This window comes from Mesorhizobium sp. CA6 (assembly GCF_020165035.1).
GTDB lineage: Bacteria > Pseudomonadota > Alphaproteobacteria > Rhizobiales > Rhizobiaceae > Mesorhizobium.
Genome location: NZ_JAIUHI010000007.1, coordinates 224,977 through 245,248, shown reverse-complemented (window position 1 = coordinate 245,248; position 20,272 = coordinate 224,977). Strand labels below are relative to the sequence as shown.

Genomic DNA, 20,272 nt, shown 5'->3' with positions numbered 1-20,272 from the left:
CTGCCGGCCCAGGCGTGTCGATATTCAGGTGATGCCGGCCTGCAAATGCCGGTTTCCTGCGCTTCCGGTGCTCACGTACTTAAGTACGCTTCGCTCCGGTTCTCGGAACCCGCCATTTTCGGCTCGGCCTGACCTGAATATCGACACGCCTTAATCCAGCACCGCGCACCTGCTTTTTAAGTGAAAAACATCCGATGGCAACCGAACGATACAATCCGCGCACGTCAGAGCCCAAATGGCAGAAGGCCTGGGCCGAAAAGAAGCTGTTCGAGGCCCGCAACGACGATCCGAAGCCGAAATACTACGTGCTCGAGATGTTCCCCTATCCATCGGGCAAGATCCATATCGGCCACACCCGCAACTACACGATGGGCGACGTGGTGGCGCGCTACAAACGCGCCAAGGGTTTCAACGTGCTGCATCCGATGGGCTGGGACGCGTTCGGCATGCCGGCCGAAAACGCCGCCATGCAGAATAAGGTCCACCCCAAGGACTGGACCTACGAAAACATCGCGGTCATGCGCGAGCAGCTCAAGATGATGGGCCTGTCGCTCGACTGGGCGCGCGAGTTCGCGACCTGCGACGTCGACTATTACCACCGCCAGCAGATGCTGTTCCTCGACTTCGTCGAGAAGGGGCTGGTGACGCGCAAATCCTCCAAGGTCAACTGGGACCCGGAGGACATGACGGTGCTCGCCAACGAGCAGGTCATCGACGGCCGCGGCTGGCGCTCGGGCGCGCTGGTCGAGCAGCGCGAGCTGACGCAGTGGTTCTTCAAGATCACCGACTTCGCACAAGATCTGCTGGACTCGCTCAACGGACTCGAAGAGTGGCCGGAAAAGGTCAAGCTGATGCAGCACAACTGGATCGGCCGCTCGGAAGGGCTGCTGATCCGCTGGCCGCTGGCAAAGCCCGTCGGCGATATGCATGAGCTGGAAGTCTACACGACAAGGCCGGACACCATCTTCGGCGCCTCCTTCATGGCGGTCGCCGCCGACCATCCGCTGGCGAGAAAAGCCGCCGAGAGCAATGTCGAGCTGGCGAAGTTCATCGACGAGGTCCGCCACATGGGCACCTCGGTGGCGGCGCTCGAGACGGCCGAAAAGAAGGGCTTCGACACCGGCATCCGCGTCGTCCACCCGTTCGACGAGAATTGGACGCTGCCGGTCTATGTCGCCAATTTCGTGCTGATGGAATACGGCACCGGCGCCATTTTCGGCTGCCCGTCGGGCGACCAGCGCGACCTCGACTTCGCCAACAAATACGGCCTGCCCGTGATTCCGGTGGTGATGCCGGAAGGCGAAACCCAAGGGAGCTTCCAGATCATCGAGGAGGCCTATGACGGCGACGGCGTGATGATCAATTCGCGCTTCTTAGACGGCATGAAGCCCGAGAGGGCTTTCGATGAAGTGGCGAAGCTCCTGGAGCAGAAAAGCATCGGCGGCCGGCCGATGGCGGAGCGCAAGGTGAATTTCCGCCTGCGCGACTGGGGCATTTCGCGCCAGCGCTATTGGGGCTGCCCGATCCCGATGATCCATTGCGAGGCCTGCGGCGTCGTGCCGGTGCCGAAGGCCGACCTGCCGGTCAAGCTGCCCGACGACATCGAGTTCGACCGCCCGGGCAACCCGCTCGACCGTCATCCGACCTGGCGGCATGTGAAATGCCCGCAATGCGGCCGCGATGCGCGGCGCGAGACCGACACGATGGACACCTTCGTCGATTCGTCCTGGTATTTCGCGCGCTTCACCGCGCCCTGGGCAAACGAACCGACCGAGCCGAAAGCGGCCGACGAATGGCTGGCGGTAGACCAGTATATCGGCGGCATCGAGCACGCGATCCTGCATCTGCTCTATTCGCGCTTCTTCACCCGCGCCATGCGCGAGACCGGTCACCTCAATCTGGCAGAGCCGTTCAAGGGGCTGTTCACGCAGGGCATGGTGGTGCACGAGACCTACCGCGTCGGCGGCCCGTCCAACAACGGACGCTGGCTGTCGCCGGGCGAGGTCAGGATCGAGGACGTCGGCGGCAAGCGCCGCGCCGTCGAGATCGCCACCGGCGAGGAGGCGACGATCGGCGCGCTGGAGAAGATGTCGAAGTCCAAGAAGAACACGGTGAGCCCGGAAGAGATCACCGACGGCTACGGCGCCGACACGGCACGCTGGTTCATGCTGTCGGACTCGCCGCCGGAGCGCGACGTCGAATGGACCGACGAGGGTGCGGCCGGCGCGCACCGCTTCGTGCAGCGCATCTGGCGCCTGGTGCAGATAGCGGCCGAATCTCTGCCCGGCATCAAGCCCGCGGCGGCGAAAGATGGCGAGGCGGGCGTGATTTCCAAGGCCGCGCACAAGATCCTGAAAGCGGTTGGCGAGGACATCGAGAAGCTCGGCTTCAATCGCGCGATCGCCCGCATCTATGAGCTCGCCAATGTGCTGGCTGCACCGCTCAACGACGTTGCCGAGGGCAAGGCCGACCCCGCGCTGAAGGGCGCCTGCCGCGAGGCGGTGGAAATCCTGGTGCACATCATCGCCCCGGTCATGCCGCATCTGGCGGAGGAATGCTGGCAGGCGCTGGGCGGCACGGAGATGGTCGCCGAGCGGCCTTGGCCGGTCTACGATCCGGCGCTGGTGGTCGACAACGAGATCGTGCTGCCGGTGCAGGTCAACGGCAAGAAGCGCGGGGATTTGACAATTGCGCGCGACGCGGATCAAGGTGCCGTCGAAAAAGCGGTGCTGGCTCTCGACTTCGTGCAAAAAGCACTGGAAGGTAAGGCTCCGCGCAAGGTGATCATCATCCCGCAGAGGATCGTCAATGTCGTTGCCTGATCCGGTGAAGTCACAACCGGTCCGCCTGCGCGGCCGCCTGGCGGTCTGCGGCATGGTCGCCGCGCTTGCGCTGGTTTCGGCCTGCACCGTGCGGCCGCTCTATTCCAGCCAGCCGCTGTCGCCCGGATCGCACCTCAGCGCATCCGCCGAGCTCGGCTCGATCTCGATCAAGCCGGTCAACACCCGCTACGCGCAGCAGGTGCGCAACAATCTGATCTTCGCCTTCGGGCAGGGCTCGGGCGAGCCGGCCTCGCCGGCCTACACGCTCGATCTCGGCGTCACCGAGCTCGTCGAATCAGCGGCCATCGTGCAGGTGCAGACCCAGGAGGACGAGCCGACGGCGGGCACGGTCACGCTGACCGCCAACTACGTGCTCAGGGACACCGCGACCAACACGGTGATTGCCGTCGGCAAGCGCTCGATCCCCTCGTCCTTCGACCGGCCGCGCCAGGAATTCGCGGCCTATCGTGCGCAGATCGATGCGGAGAACCGCGCTGCGCGTGAGTTGGCCGACCTGCTGCGGCTTTCCATCGCCCAGGATTTGGCCAGGCACGGCAAAAAGGCCTAGTTCCTCGCCGGAGATTGGCTGAAGCCTTCCGAACTTCGTCGTCCTAGGGCGGAGCAGCCGCGAAGCGGCGTCGCGCAGACCCTAGGATCCATTCCGTTACCTCGGCCTGAAGGTGCGGCGGAGCAGAATTCTGCACCGTTGCGACGCTCGTATGTCACGGAGTGGATCCTCGGGTCTGCGCGCGTCGCTTCGCTCCTTGCTCCGCCCGTGGATGACGATCGCGATGGGCGTTCCGGCCAATCGCCAAGGCAGGTGACCTGGCAAGGCATAGGCACTTTGCCGCGAAAAAAGGCCGGTGCCCGGCCTTCTTTCCTACTCAGTTGCTTTTTGCCTTGCGCAATTCCCGGACGGAAAATCGTTACACACTTTTCCTGGAATTGCTCCGGCCTCAGCCGATCTTCTGGCCGGTTTTGGCCCAGTCGGCGAGAAAGGCGGCGAGGCCTTTGTCGGTCAGCGGGTGATTGACCAGCGCCTTCAGCGTCGCCGGCGGCGCGGTGACGATATCGGCGCCGATCAGCGCGGCTTGCTTGACGTGGTTCACCGTGCGCACCGAGGCGGTCAGGATCTCGGTCTTGAAATCGTAATTGTCGTAGATGGTGCGGATTTCCGAGATCAGCTCCATGCCGTCCGAGCCGGTGTCGTCGATGCGGCCGACGAAAGGCGAGATGAAGGAGGCGCCGGCCTTGGCGGCGAGCAACGCCTGGTTGGCCGAGAAGCAGAGCGTCACGTTGACCATGCGGTTCATTTCGGTGCGGATGGTCTTGCAGGACTTGAGGCCGTCCAGCGTCAGCGGCACCTTGATGGCCACGTTCGGCGCGATCTTGGCCAACACCTCGGCCTCGGCCATCATGTCCTTGTATTCGGTCGCCACGACCTCGGCCGAGACCGGGCCTTCGACGATGTCGCAGATCTGCTTGGTGACTTCGGAAATCTTACCACCCGATTTCAGGATCAGCGAGGGGTTGGTGGTGACTCCGTCGAGCAGCCCCAGATCGTTGAGCTCCTTGATTTCCTTGATGTCAGCGGTGTCGACAAAAAATTTCATGGCGGTCTCCTTGGGGATTGCCGGGCGCCAGCCAGGCAGATGCGAGGGTCCCCTTTGATCTAGACCAAAGTCAGGGCAAGGTCACGCCTGATGATGGAAGATTCGCCCTTTGTCGCAGCCGCGCCCGTGCTGGTGCCGATGCCGGCCGAGCGGCCCTACACCTATGCCGTGCCGCCTGGCATGCGCGTGGTGCCGGGCTCGATCGTGCGCGTGCCGCTCGGGCCGCGCCAGGTCGCGGGCATCGTCTGGGACCGCGCCGTCGAAACCGTCGATACGAAGAAATTGCGGCCGATCGAGGAGGTGTTCGACTGCCCGCCGATCGACAGGGCGATGCGCCGCTTCGTCGACTGGATCGCGCAATACACGCTCTCTGCCCCCGGCATGGTGGCCCGTATGCTGCTGCGCGCGCCCGAGGCTTTCGACCCCGAGCCGTGGATCGAAGGGCTGCAGCGCACGCTGGCCGGGCCCGACCGGATGACCGACGCGCGGCGGCGCGTGCTCGAGACGGCCGAAGGCGGGCTTGCCTGGACGCGCTCGGGGCTGGCACATGCCGCGGGCGTCTCCTCGACCGTCATCGACGGGTTGCGGGCACAGGGCGTGTTCGAGACGGTGATGATCCCGCCGCGTCCGGTGGTGGCGGCGCCCGATCCTTCTTATGCCGTGCCGGAATTGATGCCTGACCAGAAAGCGGCGGCGGACAAGCTGCGCGCCGCGGTCGCCGCCGACGCTTTCAACGTCACGCTGCTCGACGGCGTCACCGGCTCCGGCAAGACGGAAGTCTATTTCGAAGCGGTGGCAGCGGCGCTCGACAAGGGCAGACAGGTGCTGATCCTGTTGCCGGAAATCGCGCTGACGCACGCCTTCCTGGAACGTTTCCAGGACCGGTTCGGCGCCAAGCCGGCGGAATGGCATTCCGACCTGCCGCCGCGGATGCGCGAACGCGTCTGGCGTCAGGTGGCCGAGGGCGGCGTGCGCGTCGTCGCCGGCGCGCGCTCGGCGCTGTTCCTGCCGTTCAAGGAACTCGGCCTGATCGTCGTCGACGAGGAGCACGATCCCGCCTACAAGCAGGAAGACCGCGTCTTCTACAATGCGCGCGACATGGCCGTGGTGCGCGGCCATATCGGCGGCTTCCCGGTCGTGCTCGCCTCGGCGACGCCCTCGGTTGAAAGCCGGGTCAACGCCAGCCAGGGCCGCTATCATCGCGCGGTGCTGTCGGCCCGTTTTGCCGAGGCGGCGCTCCCCGACCTGAAGCCGATCGATATGCGACGCGCGCCGCCGGCGCGGGGCGGCTTCCTGTCGCCTGTCCTCCTGGAGCAGATGCAGCGCACTCTGGAGAGACAAGAGCAGTCGCTGCTTTTCCTCAACCGGCGCGGCTATGCGCCGCTGACGCTCTGCCGCGTCTGCGGCCATCGATTCGGCTGCCCGGTCTGCTCGGCCTGGCTGGTCGAGCATCGCTTTCGCGGCCAGCTCGTCTGCCATCATTGCGGCCACAATGAGCGGCGGCCCGAAGCCTGTCCGGAATGCGGCACGCTCGACCATCTGGTGGCATGCGGCCCAGGCGTCGAGCGCATCGCCGAGGAAGTGGTCGGGCATTTTCCCGATGCCCGCACCATCGTGCTGTCGTCCGATCTTCTGGGCGGCGTGCGCCGGCTCAGGCTCGAGCTCGAGGCCGTCGCCAGTGGCGAGGCCGATATCGTCATTGGCACGCAGCTGGTCGCCAAGGGTCATAATTTTCCCGGCATGACGCTGGTCGGCGTGGTCGATGCGGATCTGGGATTGGCCAATGGCGATCCGCGCGCCGCCGAGCGCACCTTCCAACTGCTCAGCCAGGTGACGGGGCGCGCCGGCCGCACCGGCAAGAAGAGCCTCGGCCTCCTGCAGACCTACCAGCCGGACCATCCGGTGATGCGGGCAATCGTCTCCGGCGATTCGGAAGCGTTTTACGAGCGCGAGATCGCCGAGCGCGAACGGGCGGCGCTGCCGCCCTTCGGCCGGCTCGCCGGCATCATCGTCAGCGCCGCGACACGCGGCGAGGCGGAAAGCCATGCGCGGGGGGTAAGGCGCGCGGCGCCGCAGGCTACCGACCTCTTCGTGCTCGGCCCGGCCGAGGCGCCCTTGTCGCTGATCGGCGGCCGCCACCGCTTCCGGCTGTTGGTGCAAGGCGAACGCCGCGCCGACATGCAAGGCTTTATTCGGGCCATGTTGGCGAATGGACCGAAGCTGCGCGGCTCGGTCAGGGTGCAGGTCGACATCGACCCGCAGAGCTTCTTATAACCGGGAGAGACAGCCCCAACGGAGTGGTCGCTTGTGAAAACCCTCGGCCTGATCGGCGGCATGAGTTGGGAATCGACGGCGATCTATTACCGCCTGCTCAACGAGATCGTGCGCGAGCAGCTGGGCGGGCTGCATTCGGCCAAGCTGTTGCTGTGGTCGTTCGATTTCGCCGAGATCGCCGAACGCCAGCATGCCGGCGACTGGGAAGGCGCCGGCGCTCTTCTGGTGGAAGCCGCGCGCAAGCTGGAGGCGGGCGGGGCCGAGGGCTTGGTGATCTGTACCAACACCATGCACAAGCTCGCCGACACGGTGCAGGCGGCCATATCGATCCCGCTCATCCATATCGCCGACGCCACGGCGCAGGCTGTCCTCGATGCCAGAGTGAAGCGGCCGGCGCTGCTGGCGACACGCTTCACCATGGAACAGGATTTCTACAAGGGACGGCTCGCGGAGAAATACGGGCTGCAGCCGATCGTGCCCGACCAGGGCGGCCGCGACATGGTGCATCGGGTGATCTATGACGAGCTCTGCCAGGGCATCGTCCGGTCCGAATCGAAATCCGCCTATCTCGACGAGATCGGCCGGATGCGGCGCACCGACCGGGTGGACGGCGTCATCATGGGATGCACCGAGATCACCATGTTGATCGGCCAGGGCGATTTCGACATTCCGGTCTTCGACACGACGCGCATCCATGCCGCGGCCGCGGTCGATTTCGCGCTCGCCTGATGCGCTGTACCTAATGTGCCCGCCGTCCTCTGGCGCGCCTTCATTCCCTGGCTAGAATGCCGCTGTTTCAGAACAAGAAATAAGAGGGGGATTTTATGGACTTCGCGTTTCCGTGGCCCGCCAGCCAGGGTGAGTGGCTGGCTTGGTCGAGCGCCGTCGTGACCTTGGCGCTCGGCCTATTCCTGTTCCTGGCGCCCGGGCTTGCGTTTCGCGCGCTGCGCCTGCAGCCGAGGCCCGAGAAAGCGGCGGCGATCGCCGAGGGACGCGGCCGCATGTCGGGCTTTTATCTCGGCGTCAGCCTGTGCTGCATTCTTCTGGCGCAGCCGCTGCTTTACATGGCGCTGGGCTTCTCTTGGCTGTTCACCGCCTTCGGCCGGCTTCTGTCGATGATGTCGGACGGCGCCAACACCCCTTTCAACTGGGTGTCGATCGTGGTTGAATTGGCGCTGGCGGCGCTGCCGCTGGCCTTTGCCTTCGGCTTTGTACCGTGAATCCGGCGCTTGGGATCGGCGCCAGCCGCCTGATGCGACAAAAGTGCCTGAAAACCATGCCGGACGATGCATTGCGGTCTTAAAAAGCCTGTGCTAGACGGCAATCGACTTTCGACCGGGGATAGCGGAAGCCGCGCCTCCGTGCTTGGAAAAATGCAGTAAGGTCAAAGATTTAGCCAGAGTTCTCGCTCGCGCCAACAATCTGCGGCCTGTCAGACAAGAGAAAAGACGGTCCGTGGCCCAATCGTCATCGCCAATCTCAGCTGTCGCCGAACGCTATGCAGGCTCGCTGTTCGAGCTAGCGCTACAGGACAATTCAGTCGCCAAGGTCGAGGCCGACCTGGCCAGCTTCGAGGCAATGCTCAACAGCAGCGACGATCTCGCGCGGCTGATCAACAGCCCGGTGTTTTCCGGCGAGGACCAGGCAAGGGCCGTCGCCGCCATCGCCGACAAGGCCCAGATCACCGGCCTGGTGGGCAATTTCCTGCGCGTCGTCGCCAAGAACCGCCGCCTGTTCGCGGTACCCGGCATGATCAAGGCATTTCGCCAGATCGCAGCCGACCATCGCGGCGAGGCATCGGCCGAGGTCACCTCGGCGCATGCGCTGACGGCGGCGCAGCAGGCTGAACTCCAGGCGACGCTGAAGGGCATCGCCGGCAAGGACGTAGCCATTACCATGACCGTCGATCCGTCACTGCTCGGCGGCCTGATCGTCAAGATGGGCTCGCGCCAGATCGATACGTCGCTCAAAACCAAACTCAATTCGCTCAAGCTTGCACTGAAAGAGGTCGGCTGATGGACATCCGCGCCGCGGAAATTTCCGCAATTCTGAAAGACCAGATCAAGAATTTCGGCAGGGAGGCCGAGGTCTCCGAAGTCGGCCAGGTTCTGTCCGTCGGTGACGGCATCGCCCGCGTCTACGGCCTCGATAACGTCCAGGCCGGCGAGATGGTCGAATTCCCGGGCGGCATCCGCGGCATGGCGCTGAACCTCGAAGCCGACAATGTCGGCGTCGTCATCTTCGGTGCCGACCGCGACATCAAGGAAGGCGACACCGTCAAGCGCACGGGCGCCATCGTCGACGCGCCTGTCGGCATGGGCCTGCTCGGCCGCGTCGTCGACGCGCTGGGCAATCCGATCGACGGCAAGGGCCCGATCAAGGCGACCGAACGCAAGCGTGTCGACGTCAAGGCGCCCGGCATCATCCCGCGCAAGTCGGTGCATGAGCCGATGTCGACCGGCCTCAAGGCCATCGATGCGCTGATCCCGGTCGGCCGCGGCCAGCGCGAGCTGGTCATCGGCGATCGCCAGACCGGCAAGACCGCCATCATCCTCGACACGATGCTGAACCAGAAGTCGGTGCACGACAACGGCCCCGAGAAGGAAAAGCTCTACTGCGTCTACGTCGCCGTCGGCCAGAAGCGCTCGACCGTCGCGCAGTTCGTCAAGGTGCTGGAAGAGCGCGGCGCGCTCGAATATTCGATCATCGTCGCCGCCACCGCGTCCGATCCGGCGCCGATGCAGTTCCTGGCGCCGTTCACCGCCTGCACCATGGGCGAATATTTCCGCGACAACGGCATGCATGCGCTGATCAGCTATGACGATCTGTCGAAGCAGGCCGTCGCCTACCGCCAGATGTCGCTCCTGCTGCGCCGCCCGCCGGGCCGTGAAGCCTATCCGGGCGACGTCTTCTACCTGCACTCGCGCCTGCTCGAGCGTGCCGCAAAGCTCAATGACGACAACGGCAACGGGTCACTGACCGCGCTGCCGATCATCGAGACGCAGGCCAACGACGTGTCCGCCTACATTCCGACCAACGTGATCTCGATCACCGACGGCCAGATCTTCCTCGAAACCAACCTGTTCTTCCAGGGCATCCGCCCTGCAGTGAACGTCGGCCTGTCTGTGTCGCGTGTCGGCTCTTCGGCGCAGATCAAGGCGATGAAGCAGGTCGCCGGCTCGATCAAGGGCGAGCTCGCGCAGTATCGCGAAATGGCTGCCTTCGCGCAGTTCGGCTCCGACCTCGACGCGGCGACGCAGCGTCTGCTCAATCGCGGTTCGCGCCTGACGGAGCTGCTCAAGCAGCCGCAATTCTCGCCGCTCAAGGTCGAGGAGCAGGTCGCGGTGATCTTCGCCGGCGTCAACGGCTATCTCGACAAGCTGGCGTTGAACCAGGTCGGCAAATTCGAGCATGGGCTGCTCAGCCACATGCGCTCGGCCGGCAAGGACGTGCTCGATGCTATCCGCAAGGAGAAGGCGCTGTCGGACGATTTGCGCGCCAAGCTCAAGGCCGAGATCGACGCCTTCGCCAAGACCTTCGCTTGAACGAAGCTGGACGGGATCAGGTTTGAAGCATGGCTTCGTTAAAAGACCTTCGTAACCGTATCGCCTCGGTCAAGGCGACGCAGAAGATCACCAAGGCGATGCAGATGGTCGCCGCGGCGAAGCTGCGTCGCGCGCAGGAAGCGGCGGAAGCAGCCAGACCCTATTCCGAGCGCATGGGCGCGGTTCTGGCCAACATCACCCAGGCGATCGGCGGCGGCGGCGATGCCCCGGCGCTGATGACGGGCACCGGCCGGGACGATGTGCATCTGCTTATCGTCTGCACGGCCGAGCGCGGCCTGTGCGGCGGCTTCAACTCGCAGATCGCGCGTCTCGCCCGCGACCACATCCGCAGGCTGCTGGCCGACGGCAAGCAGGTGAAGATCATCTGCGTCGGCAAGAAGGGCTATGACATCCTGCGCCGCGAATACGCTTCGATGATCCTCGAGCGCGTCGACCTGCGCGAAGTGAAGACGCTCGGCTTCGCCAATGCCGATGCGATCGCGCGCAAGGTCATCCACCTCTTCAACGAGGGCGGCTTCGACATCGGCACGCTGTTCTATTCGCAGTTCAAGTCGGTGATCAGCCAGGTCCCGACGGCGCAGCAGATCATCCCGGCGGCGGCCGTCGGGTCGACCGCTCCCGAGGCGACCAGTGGCGGCAATGCCGTCTACGAATACGAGCCGGAGCCGGGCGAGATCCTCTCCGACCTCATCCCGCGCAACATCGCCGTGCAGATCTTCCGCGCGCTGCTTGAAAACGCGGCCGGCGAGATGGGCGCCAAGATGAGCGCGATGGACAATGCGACGCGCAATGCTGGCGACATGATCAACAAGCTGTCGATCACCTACAACCGCCAGCGGCAGGCGCAGATCACCAAGGAACTGATCGAGATCATTTCGGGCGCCGAGGCGCTCTAATCACGCCCCGCCCGGGACACCCGGCCAGCGGCGTGAACAACGGATAGACGAAAAGGGCAAAGACGATGGCGAAAGCAGCTACCCCGAAGACCGCCGCCAAGGCGGCACCGGCCCCCAAGGCGGCGAAGGCCCCGGCAGCCGCCGAGAAGGCCGCCGCTCCGGCGAAGAAGGCGGCCGCTCCGGCCAAGGCCGCGGCTTCCGCAGCCAGCGTCGCGGCCAAGCGCGTCGGCGCCGCCGGCAAGGTCCGCCAGGTCATCGGCGCCGTCGTCGACGTGCAGTTCGAGGATCACCTGCCGGCCATTCTGAACGCGCTGGAAACCGACAATGTCGGCAACCGCCTGGTGCTCGAGGTGGCCCAGCATCTCGGCGAGAACACCGTGCGCTGCATCGCCATGGACTCGACCGAAGGTCTGGTTCGCGGCCAGGAGGTCTATGACACCGGCGCGCCGATCTCGGTTCCGGTCGGTCCTGGCATGCTCGGCCGCATCATCAACGTCATCGGCGAGCCGGTCGACGAGGAAGGCCCGGTCGACGGCGTCGAAATGCGCGCCATCCACCAGCCGGCTCCGGCCTATGTCGATCAGTCGACGGAAGCGCAGATCCTGGTCACCGGCATCAAGGTTCTCGACCTCCTGGCGCCTTATGCCCGCGGCGGCAAGATCGGCCTGTTCGGCGGCGCCGGCGTCGGCAAGACCGTGCTGATCCAGGAACTAATCAACAACGTCGCCAAGGCGCATGGCGGTTTCTCGGTGTTCGCCGGCGTCGGCGAGCGCACCCGCGAAGGCAACGATCTCTATCACGAATTCATCGAATCGGGCGTCAACAAGAAGGGCGGCGGTGCCGGCTCCAAGGCCGCGCTCGTCTACGGCCAGATGAACGAACCGCCGGGCGCGCGCGCCCGCGTCGGTCTGACCGGCCTCACCGTCGCCGAATATTTCCGCGACCAGGGCCAGGACGTGCTGTTCTTCGTCGACAACATCTTCCGCTTCACGCAGGCGGGCTCGGAAGTGTCGGCGCTGCTCGGCCGCATTCCTTCCGCCGTGGGCTACCAGCCGACTCTCGCCACCGACATGGGCGCGCTGCAGGAGCGCATCACGACCACGACCAAGGGCTCGATCACCTCGGTGCAGGCGATTTACGTGCCGGCCGACGACTTGACCGACCCGGCGCCGGCGACCTCCTTCGCCCACCTCGACGCCACGACCGTGCTCAACCGCGCGATCTCGGAAAAGGGCATCTATCCGGCCGTCGATCCGCTGGATTCCACCTCGCGCATGCTCGACCCGATGGTCGTCGGCGAGGAGCACTATCAGGTCGCCCGCCAGGTGCAGTCGATCCTTCAGCGCTACAAGTCGCTGCAGGACATCATCGCCATCCTTGGCATGGACGAGCTTTCGGAAGAGGACAAGCAGACGGTTGCCCGCGCCCGCAAGATCGAGCGCTTTCTGTCGCAGCCGTTCTTCGTCGCCGAAGTGTTCACCGGATCGCCGGGCAAGCTGGTCGACCTCGCCGACACCATCAAGGGCTTCAAGGGCCTTTGCGCCGGCGACTACGACCACCTGCCGGAAGCCGCCTTCTACATGGTCGGCGGCATCGACGAGGCGGTCGAGAAGGCACAGCGCCTGGCGGCTGAAGCGGCATAAGAAAGCGAATAGCGAATAGGGAGTAGCGAATAGGGAGCAACGGGTTTGGCGAGTTTCTTCACTACTCGCTACTCGCTATTCCCTACTCGCTAAATTGAACATGGCTGAAGCTTTCAAGTTCGAACTGGTCTCGCCGGAGCGGCTGCTCGTTTCCGAGCAGGTCGAGTCGGTCGTCATCCCGGGCGCCGAAGGCGAGATGACGGTGATGGCGCAGCACGCGCCGGTCATGACCACGATCAAGCCCGGCGTCGTCACGATAAAGACCGCGGGCGGCAAGGAAGAGCGCTTCGTCGTGTTCGGCGGTTTCGCCGACATCCTGCCTTCCGGCTGCACGCTCCTTGCCGAATCGGCGACGCATGTGAACGACATCGATCGCGCCGATCTTGCTCGTCGCATCCAGGAGGCCAAGGAAGACGCGGCCGACGCCAAGGACGACGAGAGCCGCAGCAAGGCTGAGCAGTTCCTCAGCCAGCTCACCACGCTGGAAGGCGCGCTGCTGCCGGCGTAATTTCGGCTGCCGATAAGCGATTGAGAAAGGTGGGGCTTGCTTGCCCCGCCTTTTTTGTTGGTGCTTTCCGTTTGCGAAACAGTCCCGAATGCGAGTGGGGTCGATCATGCCCGCGCTGCAGGTAGTGAACGGGTCGGTCGGCAAACAGTGAATCCGTCCCGGCGCACCGTCGAGCCATGCCGGGCACAAACGCTATCCAACCGTTCCACTCTTGTTGCCGATGCCGAGCGCGGCGAGAGCCAGCTGCGAACCGCCCTGCTTGAAATGGACGAGATGTGTAGCGACAAATTCGATCAATTTCCGCCGTTCCGGGTGACCCTTGGCAAATCCTGCGAGATCGAACACCGCCGCCGTCATTTCTGCCGTCGGCAGATTGCGGCCGAACAGCTCGTTAAGGGCAGCATCGAGCGGGTCGGTGAAATGGCCCTCAGGCAAGCTGCTACCGCGCGCGGCGCAGGCGGCGATCCAAGCGGCGACAACCAGCGACAGATGTTCCGGCAGCAAGCCGGCCTCTAGCCGGGCGAGGGCGGATGCGACGACGCGTTGCGGCAGCTTCTGGCTGCCGTCATTGGCGATCTGCGCAGTGCGGTGGGCGAGCGCGGTGTTGGAAAAGCGCTCGGCGAGCTCGGCCGTATAGGCGCTTGTGTCGAGCCCGGCCTCCTGCGGCAGGGTTGGAATGGCCTCGGCCCAGAGCCAATCGACGAACTGCCGGATCGACGGATCGGCAAAGGCGCGGTCGACGGTGGCGTGGCCGCTGAGCAGGCCAAGATAGGCAATGCCGGAATGCGCGCCGTTGAGCAGCCTCAGCTTCATGTCCTCGAAGGGGCCGACATCCTCGACCATGGTGACGCCGAATTTCTCCCAGGCAGGCCGCCCGGCGGGAAAGCGGTCCTCGATCACCCATTGCCGGAACGGCTCGGTCATCACCGGCCACGCATCATCGATGCTGAGCTCGCCAGCGATGCGGGCGCGATCGGCGTCCGTGGTCGCCGGCACGATGCGATCGACCATTGAGGACGGGAAGGCCACTTCATCGGCGATATGGCCTGCCAACGGCCGGTCGCCGGAGCCTGTCTGGGCGTCGCGCAATTTCGCGAACTCGACCAACAACCGATGCAGCGTCGCGCCGTTGGCCGGCAGGTTGTCGCAGCAGAGCACCGTGAAGGGCGGCGTGCCGGCGGCGCGGCGGCGCGCGAGCGACTCGGCGAGAAATCCATGCGCCGTCTTCGGCGATACCGGGTTGGCGAGGTCGTGGACAATTTCGGGGTGCGCGCTGTCGAGCGTGCCGTCGGCTGCTCTCAGATAGGCCTTTTCGGTGATGGTGAGCGTGACGATGCGGATGCGCGGATCGGTGAGCGCGGTGAGCACCGCGCCCGGGTCCTCCGGGGCGACGAGCAAGGACTGGATCGAGCCGATGACCTGCAGCTGTTCGCCGGCGCTGTCCCTTATTGCCAGCGTGTAGAGCCCGTCCTGCGGCGCCAGCGCATCGCGCGTGTCGAAGCTGCGCAGCGAGACGCCGATGATGCCCCAATCGCTCTCGCCATCCGCCAGACAGGCATCGACATAGGCGGCCTGATGGGCGCGGTGAAAGGCGCCGACGCCAAGATGGACGATGCCGAGCGCGACGGACTTGCGGTCATAGCGAGGCACCAGAACTTCGGCCGGCAGCTCCGCAAGGGTGGCATTGGAAAGGCGGCCGTTCATGGAAGCTGGTCTCCGATCGGAAAACGACGGCAGCGACGTAACACCCGCTGCCGCCGTGCACAATGGCCGCGTTCCTTTCGAAAGTCATCATACAACTGCATAATATTTGTATGTTGACATTATCTCTGGCCGATCTACCAATAGCGAAGCCTGGGAGGAGCTGCGTGGCCGTATTGACCGATCCGGACCTGCTGTTCGCGCCGGAAACGCGATCATTGGCGCGCGCCCTTTACGCGGGTGTGAAGGACCTGCCGATCGTCAGTCCACACGGCCACACCGACCCGCGCTGGTACGCGCTCAACGAACCGTTTTCCGACCCGGCGCAGCTATTGATCGTGCCGGACCATTACATTTTCCGTATGCTGTTCAGCCAAGGCGTGCGGCTGGAGGAACTCGGCGTCCCGGCGCTCGACGGCGCACCCGTCGAAACCGACGGCCGGGCGATCTGGCGGCGCTTCGCCGAGCATTATTATCTCTTCCGCGGCACGCCCACACGGCTGTGGCTCGATCATGTGTTCGAGCATCTGTTCGGCATCGGGGAGCCGCTTACCGCGGCCAGCGCCGACCGCATCTACGACACGATCGCCGCGCTGCTGCAACGCGACGACTATCGGCCGCGCGCGCTGTTCGAACGCTTCAACATCGAAGTGATCGCGACGACCGAAGGCGCGCTCGACGACCTCAAATGGCACCGGACGATCCGCGACAGCGGCTGGAAGGGCCGCGTCGTCACCGCGTATCGGCCGGACGCCGTGGTCGATCCCGATTTCGAAGGCTTCGCGGCCAATCTGGATAGGCTCGGCGAGATCACCGGATGCGACACCGGCAGCTGGTCCGGCTATCTCGATGCGCATCGAAAGCGCCGCGCCTATTTCAAGGAGTTCGGCGCGACCTCGTCCGATCACGGTCATCCGACGGCCGAGACCGCCAATCTCTCCGACACCGCGGCGCAGGAGCTGTTCAACCGCATCCGGCGCGGCTCCGAGGATGAGCGCGAGCGAAAACTGTTCCGAGCCCAGATGCTGACCGAGATGGCCAAGATGAGCCGTGACGACGGCCTGGCGATGCAGATCCATCCTGGATCATGGCGCAATCATTCGCCTTCCGTTTTCCGGAAATTCGGCCGCGACAAGGGCTTCGATATCCCGACGCGGACCGATTATGTGTCGGCGCTGAAGCCGCTGCTCGATTGCGTCGGGCTGGAGCGCGATCTCACGATCATCCTGTTCACGCTCGACGAGACGAGCTATGCGCGCGAGCTGGCGCCGCTCGCCGGCGTCTATCCGGCGCTCAAGCTCGGGCCGGCCTGGTGGTTCCACGACAGCCCGGAAGGCATGCGCCGCTTCCGCGAGATGACCACGGAGACGGCGGGCTTCTACAACACCGTCGGCTTCAATGACGACACGCGCGCCTTCCCGTCGATCCCGGCGCGCCACGACGTCGCGCGGCGTGTCGACTGCGCCTTTCTGGCGCGGCTGGTCGCCGAGCATCGCCTCCGGGAGGAGGAGGCGCATGAGCTGGCCCGGGAGCTTGCCTACTCGCTTGCCAAGAAGGCGTACCGGCTCTGAGCCAAGGTATTCGTGATTTTGAAGGGAGGAAAGACATGTTGCGTATTTCGAGATTGCTGGCCGCGACATTCGCCATCGGGTCTTTGGTGATCGGAGCCGCGCAGGCCGAAACCGTCCTGCGCTCTTCGGACACCCATCCGGACGGTTATCCGACAGTCGAGGCGGTCAAATACATGGGCGAGCTGATCAAGCAGCGCACCAACGGGCGCTATTCGATCGAGGTCTATCATTCGGCGCAGCTCGGCGAGGAAAAGGATACGATCGAGCAGACCCAGGCCGGCGTCATCGACCTCGATCGCGTCTCCATGGGGCCATTCAACGGCATCGTGCCGGAAACCGCCGTGCCGTCCTTGCCCTACATCTTCCGCTCGGTCGAGCATATGCGCCATGTCATGGACGGGCCGATCGGCGACCAGATCCTGAAGGCGTTCGAGGCGCATGACCTTGTCGGACTCGCCTTCTACGATTCCGGCGCGCGCTCCTTCTACAACACCAAGAAGGACATCGCCTCGATGGCAGATATGAAGGGCATGAAGTTCCGCGTCATCCAGTCGGACGTCTTTGTCGACATGGTCAATGCGCTCGGCGCCAACGCCACGCCGATGGCCTATGGCGAGGTCTATTCGGCGCTGCAGACCGGCGTCATCGACGGCGCCGAGAACAACTGGCCGAGCTTCGAATCCGCCAAGCATTACGAGGTCGCCAAGCACTACACGCTGGATCAGCACCAGATCGTGCCGGAGGTGCTGGTGATGTCGAAGGCAAGCTGGGACAAGCTGGCGCCGGAAGACCAGGCGATCGTGCGCCGGGCGGCCAAGGACAGCGTCGTCAAGATGCGCGAGCTGTGGGACGCGCAGGAGAAGAAGTCGCGCGACATCGTCGAGAAGGCCGGCGTCAAGATCAGCGAGATCGACAAGCAGCCGCTGATCGACGCCATGAAGCCGGTCTACGACAAATATCTGTCGACGCCCGAGCTCAAGGACCTCGCCGCCCGTATCCAGGCGACGAAATGACCGGGATCGGCAACAGGCCCGGTGGCACGGAGGCCTCCGTGCTGCCACCCAGCCGGTCGGGTACGAAAGGGTTCTGGCTGCGGGTGGAACAGGCCCTTTCTGGGCTTGCGCGATTGGCCTTATGGGTCAGCGGCACGGGGTTGACGCTGATGACCGTCATCATCTTCTGGCAGGTCTTCTCGCGCTACATGCTGAACCGCTCGCCGAGCTGGACCGAATCCTCATCCGTGCTGCTGATGGGCTGGTTCATCTTTCTCGGCGCCGCCGTCGGCGTGCGCGAGCGCACGCATCTCGGCTTCGACGTGCTGCTCTATGTCTTGCCTGCCTCGGCCAAGGCGGTGCTGCGCAGCATTTCCGATCTCGTCGTATTGGCCTTCGGCGCCGGCATGATCGTCTATGGCGTGCAGCTCGCCAGGCTGACCTGGAACACGGTGATGCCGTCGCTCGCCTTGCCCGGCGGCGTCAGCTTCCTGCCGGTCATCCTGGGAGGCGCGCTGGTCTGCCTGTTTTCACTCGAGCGGCTGGCGGGGCGCTTTGCCGGGCTGCCGGTCGATGCCGACAGCTACGCAACCGGCGAGGAGCTCTGAACCATGGCGCTGATCGTGCTTTTCGGCACTTTCGTCTTCCTGCTGATTATCGGCACACCGATCGCGTTCTGCCTCGGCGTCGCCAGCTTCGCGACGATCCTCACGATCGGCCTGCCACCCGTCGTGGTGTTCCAGCGGCTCAATTCCGGCATCAGCGTCTTTTCGCTGATGGCCATCCCGTTCTTCATCTTCGCCGGCGATCTTATGGTTCGCGGCGGCATCGCCGCCCGCCTGGTGGCATTGGCCGGGTCCCTGGTCGGCCATCTGCGCGGCGGCCTGGGTCAAGTGAACATTGCCGCGTCGACCATGTTCGGCGGAATTTCCGGTTCGGCGGTGGCCGATGCCTCAGCGGTCGGCGGGCTGATGATCCCGCAGATGAAGGCGCGCGGCTACGGCGTCGACTATGCCGTCAACATCACCTCCGTCGGCGCCATCATCGCGCTGCTGATCCCGCCGTCGCACAACATGATCATCTATTCGATCTCGGCCGGCGGCCGCATCTCGATCGCGGATCTTTTCACCGCCGGGGTTCTGCCGGGGCTGTTGCTGGCCCTGTCGCTGATGGTCACCGCCTATCTGGTGGCAAGCCGGCGCGGCTATCCGACCGAACCGTTTGCCGGTTTCGGCCGGGCCTTGCAGCTGCTTGTCGCCGCCATTCCCGGGCTGATCCTGATCGGCATCATCTTTGGCGGCGTCCGCTCCGGCATCTTCACCGCCACCGAAAGCTCCTGCATTGCCATCGTCTATGCTTTCCTGGTGACGTTGATCATCTACCGGTCGATGAGCTGGAACGATTTCGTCACCGCGACCACGGCGGCGGTGCGCACGACAGCGATGGTGCTGATGATCATCGGCTGCGCCGCGGCCTTCGGCTGGCTGCTGGCCTATCTCCGGGTTCCGGCAGCGCTTGTCGCGTTTTTGCAGTCCGTGTCCGACAACAAGCTGGTCATACTGCTCCTGATCAATGTCGTCCTGCTCATCCTCGGCACATTCATGGATATGTCGCCGCTCATCATCATCACCACGCCCATCTTCCTGCCGGTGGTGATGGCCTATGGCGTCGATCCCGTGCATTTCGGCGTCATCCTGATCCTCAATCTCGGCATCGGCCTCTGCACGCCGCCGGTGGGCGCGGTGCTGTTCGTCAGTTGCGCGATCGGCCGCATTCCCATCTGGACGGCAATGCGCTCGATCTGGCCGTTCTATGGAGCGGCGTTCGTGGTGCTGATGCTTGTCACCTACATACCGGAGATCTCATTGTGGCTGCCGAGCCTGTTCCATTAGGAGGGCACCACGTGTCCCAAACAGTTGCCGACCTCAGGGTCGAACGGAAGCCGAAACTATCGGAGACCGTGGTCGCGGCGATCCGCAAGCAGCTCTTGGCAGGCGAGATTCCGCCCGGACAGAAGCTGCCAACCGAAGGCCAGCTGACGGAGACTTTCGGCGTCAGCCGCACGGTCATCCGCGAGGCGCTGGCCAAGCTTGCCGCCGATGGCCTGGTCGAAGCGCGGCAAGGCGCCGGCGTCTTCGTCAGCGAGCACATCTCGACCACCTTCGGCGTTTTGGCCGCCGACATGGGAGCCAAGGATTCGGTCGCGCTCAACGTGCTCGAGGTCCGCCTCGCGATCGAGATCGAATCGGCGGGCCTGGCCGCCATCCGCCGCAACGCCGCCCAGGAGGCCGCGATCCAGGAGGCCTTCTTCGAGTTCGAGCGGCTGCTGCTCGCCAGCCAGCCGACCGGCCCGGCCGACCTCGCCTTCCACCGCGCGATCGCCAGCGCCACCAACAACCCGTTCTATGTCGAGATGCTCGATGTGCTGGGACGCCGCGCCATTCCCTGCGACGTGACCTCGCCCTGGTCGACAGAGCTCGTCCAGTCGGACGAGTACCAGCGCGGCCTGCAGCGCGAGCATCTCGTCATCCTCAATGCGATCTCGGCAGGCGATGCCGAGGCCGCGCGCGAGGCGATGCGCACGCATCTGACCCGCAGCCAGCAGCGCTACCGCGAGCGGCTGCAGGCCAGACAGGCCTATTATGCCAATTCGCTGAAAGCCGCATCGACCGAGTGACCATCAGAC

17 protein-coding genes are annotated in these 20,272 nt (G+C 64.6%); 15 read left to right on the top strand and 2 right to left on the bottom strand.

Annotated elements, in window-relative coordinates; genetic code table 11:
* Positions 1-194 precede the first annotated feature (194 nt).
* Positions 195-2,822 carry a leucine--tRNA ligase gene (gene leuS, locus LB526_RS13250; RefSeq protein ID WP_224528298.1) on the top strand — a complete coding sequence of 876 codons (2,628 nt, stop codon included), beginning with the start codon at positions 195-197 and terminating at the stop codon, positions 2,820-2,822.
* Positions 2,809-3,390: an LPS assembly lipoprotein LptE gene (gene lptE / locus LB526_RS13245; protein WP_224627964.1), complete on the top strand. Its 582-nt coding sequence runs from the start codon at positions 2,809-2,811 to the stop codon at positions 3,388-3,390. Before leuS ends, lptE begins: the two co-directional genes overlap by 14 nt.
* A gap of 388 nt (positions 3,391-3,778) precedes the next feature.
* On the opposite strand, the gene fsa is transcribed toward lptE, so the two are convergent.
* A complete protein-coding gene (fsa, locus tag LB526_RS13240) occupies positions 3,779-4,435 on the bottom strand; it encodes a fructose-6-phosphate aldolase (RefSeq protein WP_224627963.1) in 657 nt (218 codons plus the stop codon).
* Positions 4,436-4,525: 90 nt separating this feature from the next.
* Between fsa and LB526_RS13235 the strand changes: the two genes are divergently transcribed.
* From LB526_RS13235 to LB526_RS13200, 8 genes are all read left to right on the top strand, one after another.
* Positions 4,526-6,709 (top strand): primosomal protein N', encoded by a 2,184-nt coding sequence (locus LB526_RS13235; protein WP_224627962.1) that lies wholly within the window; start codon positions 4,526-4,528, stop codon positions 6,707-6,709.
* Between the two features lie 33 nt (positions 6,710-6,742).
* Positions 6,743-7,438, top strand: a complete 696-nt coding sequence (locus LB526_RS13230) for an aspartate/glutamate racemase family protein (protein ID WP_224528291.1) — start codon at positions 6,743-6,745, stop codon at positions 7,436-7,438.
* 95 nt (positions 7,439-7,533) lie between these two features.
* Positions 7,534-7,929 (top strand): DUF4345 family protein, encoded by a 396-nt coding sequence (locus tag LB526_RS13225; protein WP_140546140.1) that lies wholly within the window; start codon positions 7,534-7,536, stop codon positions 7,927-7,929.
* A 235-nt stretch (positions 7,930-8,164) separates the two neighbouring features.
* Positions 8,165-8,725, top strand: a complete 561-nt coding sequence (locus tag LB526_RS13220; protein ID WP_224528289.1) for a F0F1 ATP synthase subunit delta — start codon at positions 8,165-8,167, stop codon at positions 8,723-8,725.
* Entirely contained in the window at positions 8,725-10,254 is a 1,530-nt protein-coding gene (atpA, locus tag LB526_RS13215) for a F0F1 ATP synthase subunit alpha (RefSeq protein ID WP_224627961.1), read from the top strand. The genes LB526_RS13220 and atpA overlap by 1 nt, the downstream gene beginning before the upstream one ends.
* Before the next feature lie 29 nt (positions 10,255-10,283).
* The gene (locus tag LB526_RS13210) at positions 10,284-11,171 is read left to right on the top strand and encodes a F0F1 ATP synthase subunit gamma (RefSeq protein ID WP_224627960.1); all 888 of its coding nucleotides are present in this window, start codon (positions 10,284-10,286) and stop codon (positions 11,169-11,171) included.
* A 65-nt stretch (positions 11,172-11,236) separates the two neighbouring features.
* Positions 11,237-12,814, top strand: coding sequence for a F0F1 ATP synthase subunit beta (gene atpD, locus LB526_RS13205; protein ID WP_095769728.1), 1,578 nt, complete (start codon positions 11,237-11,239; stop codon positions 12,812-12,814).
* 100 nt (positions 12,815-12,914) lie between these two features.
* Positions 12,915-13,322, top strand: a complete 408-nt coding sequence (locus LB526_RS13200) for a F0F1 ATP synthase subunit epsilon (protein ID WP_095769727.1) — start codon at positions 12,915-12,917, stop codon at positions 13,320-13,322.
* 192 nt (positions 13,323-13,514) lie between these two features.
* Here the strand turns inward: LB526_RS13200 and LB526_RS13195 are convergent, their stop codons facing one another.
* The gene (locus LB526_RS13195; RefSeq protein WP_224627959.1) at positions 13,515-15,026 is read right to left on the bottom strand and encodes a mannitol dehydrogenase family protein; all 1,512 of its coding nucleotides are present in this window, start codon (positions 15,024-15,026) and stop codon (positions 13,515-13,517) included.
* A 164-nt stretch (positions 15,027-15,190) separates the two neighbouring features.
* On the opposite strand from LB526_RS13195, the gene uxaC reads away from it, so the two are divergent.
* The 5 genes from uxaC to LB526_RS13170 are packed head-to-tail and all read left to right on the top strand — an operon-like array spanning position 15,191 to position 20,263.
* Positions 15,191-16,594: a glucuronate isomerase gene (uxaC, locus tag LB526_RS13190; protein WP_224627958.1), complete on the top strand. Its 1,404-nt coding sequence runs from the start codon at positions 15,191-15,193 to the stop codon at positions 16,592-16,594.
* Positions 16,595-16,629: 35 nt separating this feature from the next.
* On the top strand, positions 16,630-17,607 hold the full coding sequence (locus tag LB526_RS13185) for a TRAP transporter substrate-binding protein (protein ID WP_224627957.1): 978 nt from the start codon (positions 16,630-16,632) through the stop codon (positions 17,605-17,607).
* Complete coding sequence (locus LB526_RS13180) at positions 17,604-18,194, top strand: TRAP transporter small permease (RefSeq protein WP_224627956.1); 591 nt, start codon at positions 17,604-17,606, stop codon at positions 18,192-18,194. Before LB526_RS13185 ends, LB526_RS13180 begins: the two co-directional genes overlap by 4 nt.
* Before the next feature lie 3 nt (positions 18,195-18,197).
* On the top strand, positions 18,198-19,478 hold the full coding sequence (locus LB526_RS13175) for a TRAP transporter large permease (RefSeq protein ID WP_224627955.1): 1,281 nt from the start codon (positions 18,198-18,200) through the stop codon (positions 19,476-19,478).
* 11 nt (positions 19,479-19,489) lie between these two features.
* Positions 19,490-20,263, top strand: coding sequence for a FadR/GntR family transcriptional regulator (locus tag LB526_RS13170; RefSeq protein ID WP_224627954.1), 774 nt, complete (start codon positions 19,490-19,492; stop codon positions 20,261-20,263).
* Positions 20,264-20,272 lie beyond the last annotated feature (9 nt).

Bases quoted from the DNA above. Each gene is read 5' to 3' on its own strand.
- leuS (WP_224528298.1), top strand. From the start codon at position 195: ATGGCAACCGAACGATACAATCCGCGCACGTCAGAGCCCAAATGGCAG.
- lptE (WP_224627964.1), top strand. From the start codon at position 2,809: ATGTCGTTGCCTGATCCGGTGAAGTCACAACCGGTCCGCCTGCGCGGC.
- fsa (WP_224627963.1), bottom strand. From the start codon at position 4,435: ATGAAATTTTTTGTCGACACCGCTGACATCAAGGAAATCAAGGAGCTC.
- LB526_RS13235 (WP_224627962.1), top strand. From the start codon at position 4,526: ATGATGGAAGATTCGCCCTTTGTCGCAGCCGCGCCCGTGCTGGTGCCG.
- LB526_RS13225 (WP_140546140.1), top strand. From the start codon at position 7,534: ATGGACTTCGCGTTTCCGTGGCCCGCCAGCCAGGGTGAGTGGCTGGCT.
- atpA (WP_224627961.1), top strand. From the start codon at position 8,725: ATGGACATCCGCGCCGCGGAAATTTCCGCAATTCTGAAAGACCAGATC.
- LB526_RS13210 (WP_224627960.1), top strand. From the start codon at position 10,284: ATGGCTTCGTTAAAAGACCTTCGTAACCGTATCGCCTCGGTCAAGGCG.
- atpD (WP_095769728.1), top strand. From the start codon at position 11,237: ATGGCGAAAGCAGCTACCCCGAAGACCGCCGCCAAGGCGGCACCGGCC.
- LB526_RS13200 (WP_095769727.1), top strand. From the start codon at position 12,915: ATGGCTGAAGCTTTCAAGTTCGAACTGGTCTCGCCGGAGCGGCTGCTC.
- LB526_RS13195 (WP_224627959.1), bottom strand. From the start codon at position 15,026: ATGAACGGCCGCCTTTCCAATGCCACCCTTGCGGAGCTGCCGGCCGAA.
- LB526_RS13185 (WP_224627957.1), top strand. From the start codon at position 16,630: ATGTTGCGTATTTCGAGATTGCTGGCCGCGACATTCGCCATCGGGTCT.
- LB526_RS13180 (WP_224627956.1), top strand. From the start codon at position 17,604: ATGACCGGGATCGGCAACAGGCCCGGTGGCACGGAGGCCTCCGTGCTG.
- LB526_RS13175 (WP_224627955.1), top strand. From the start codon at position 18,198: ATGGCGCTGATCGTGCTTTTCGGCACTTTCGTCTTCCTGCTGATTATC.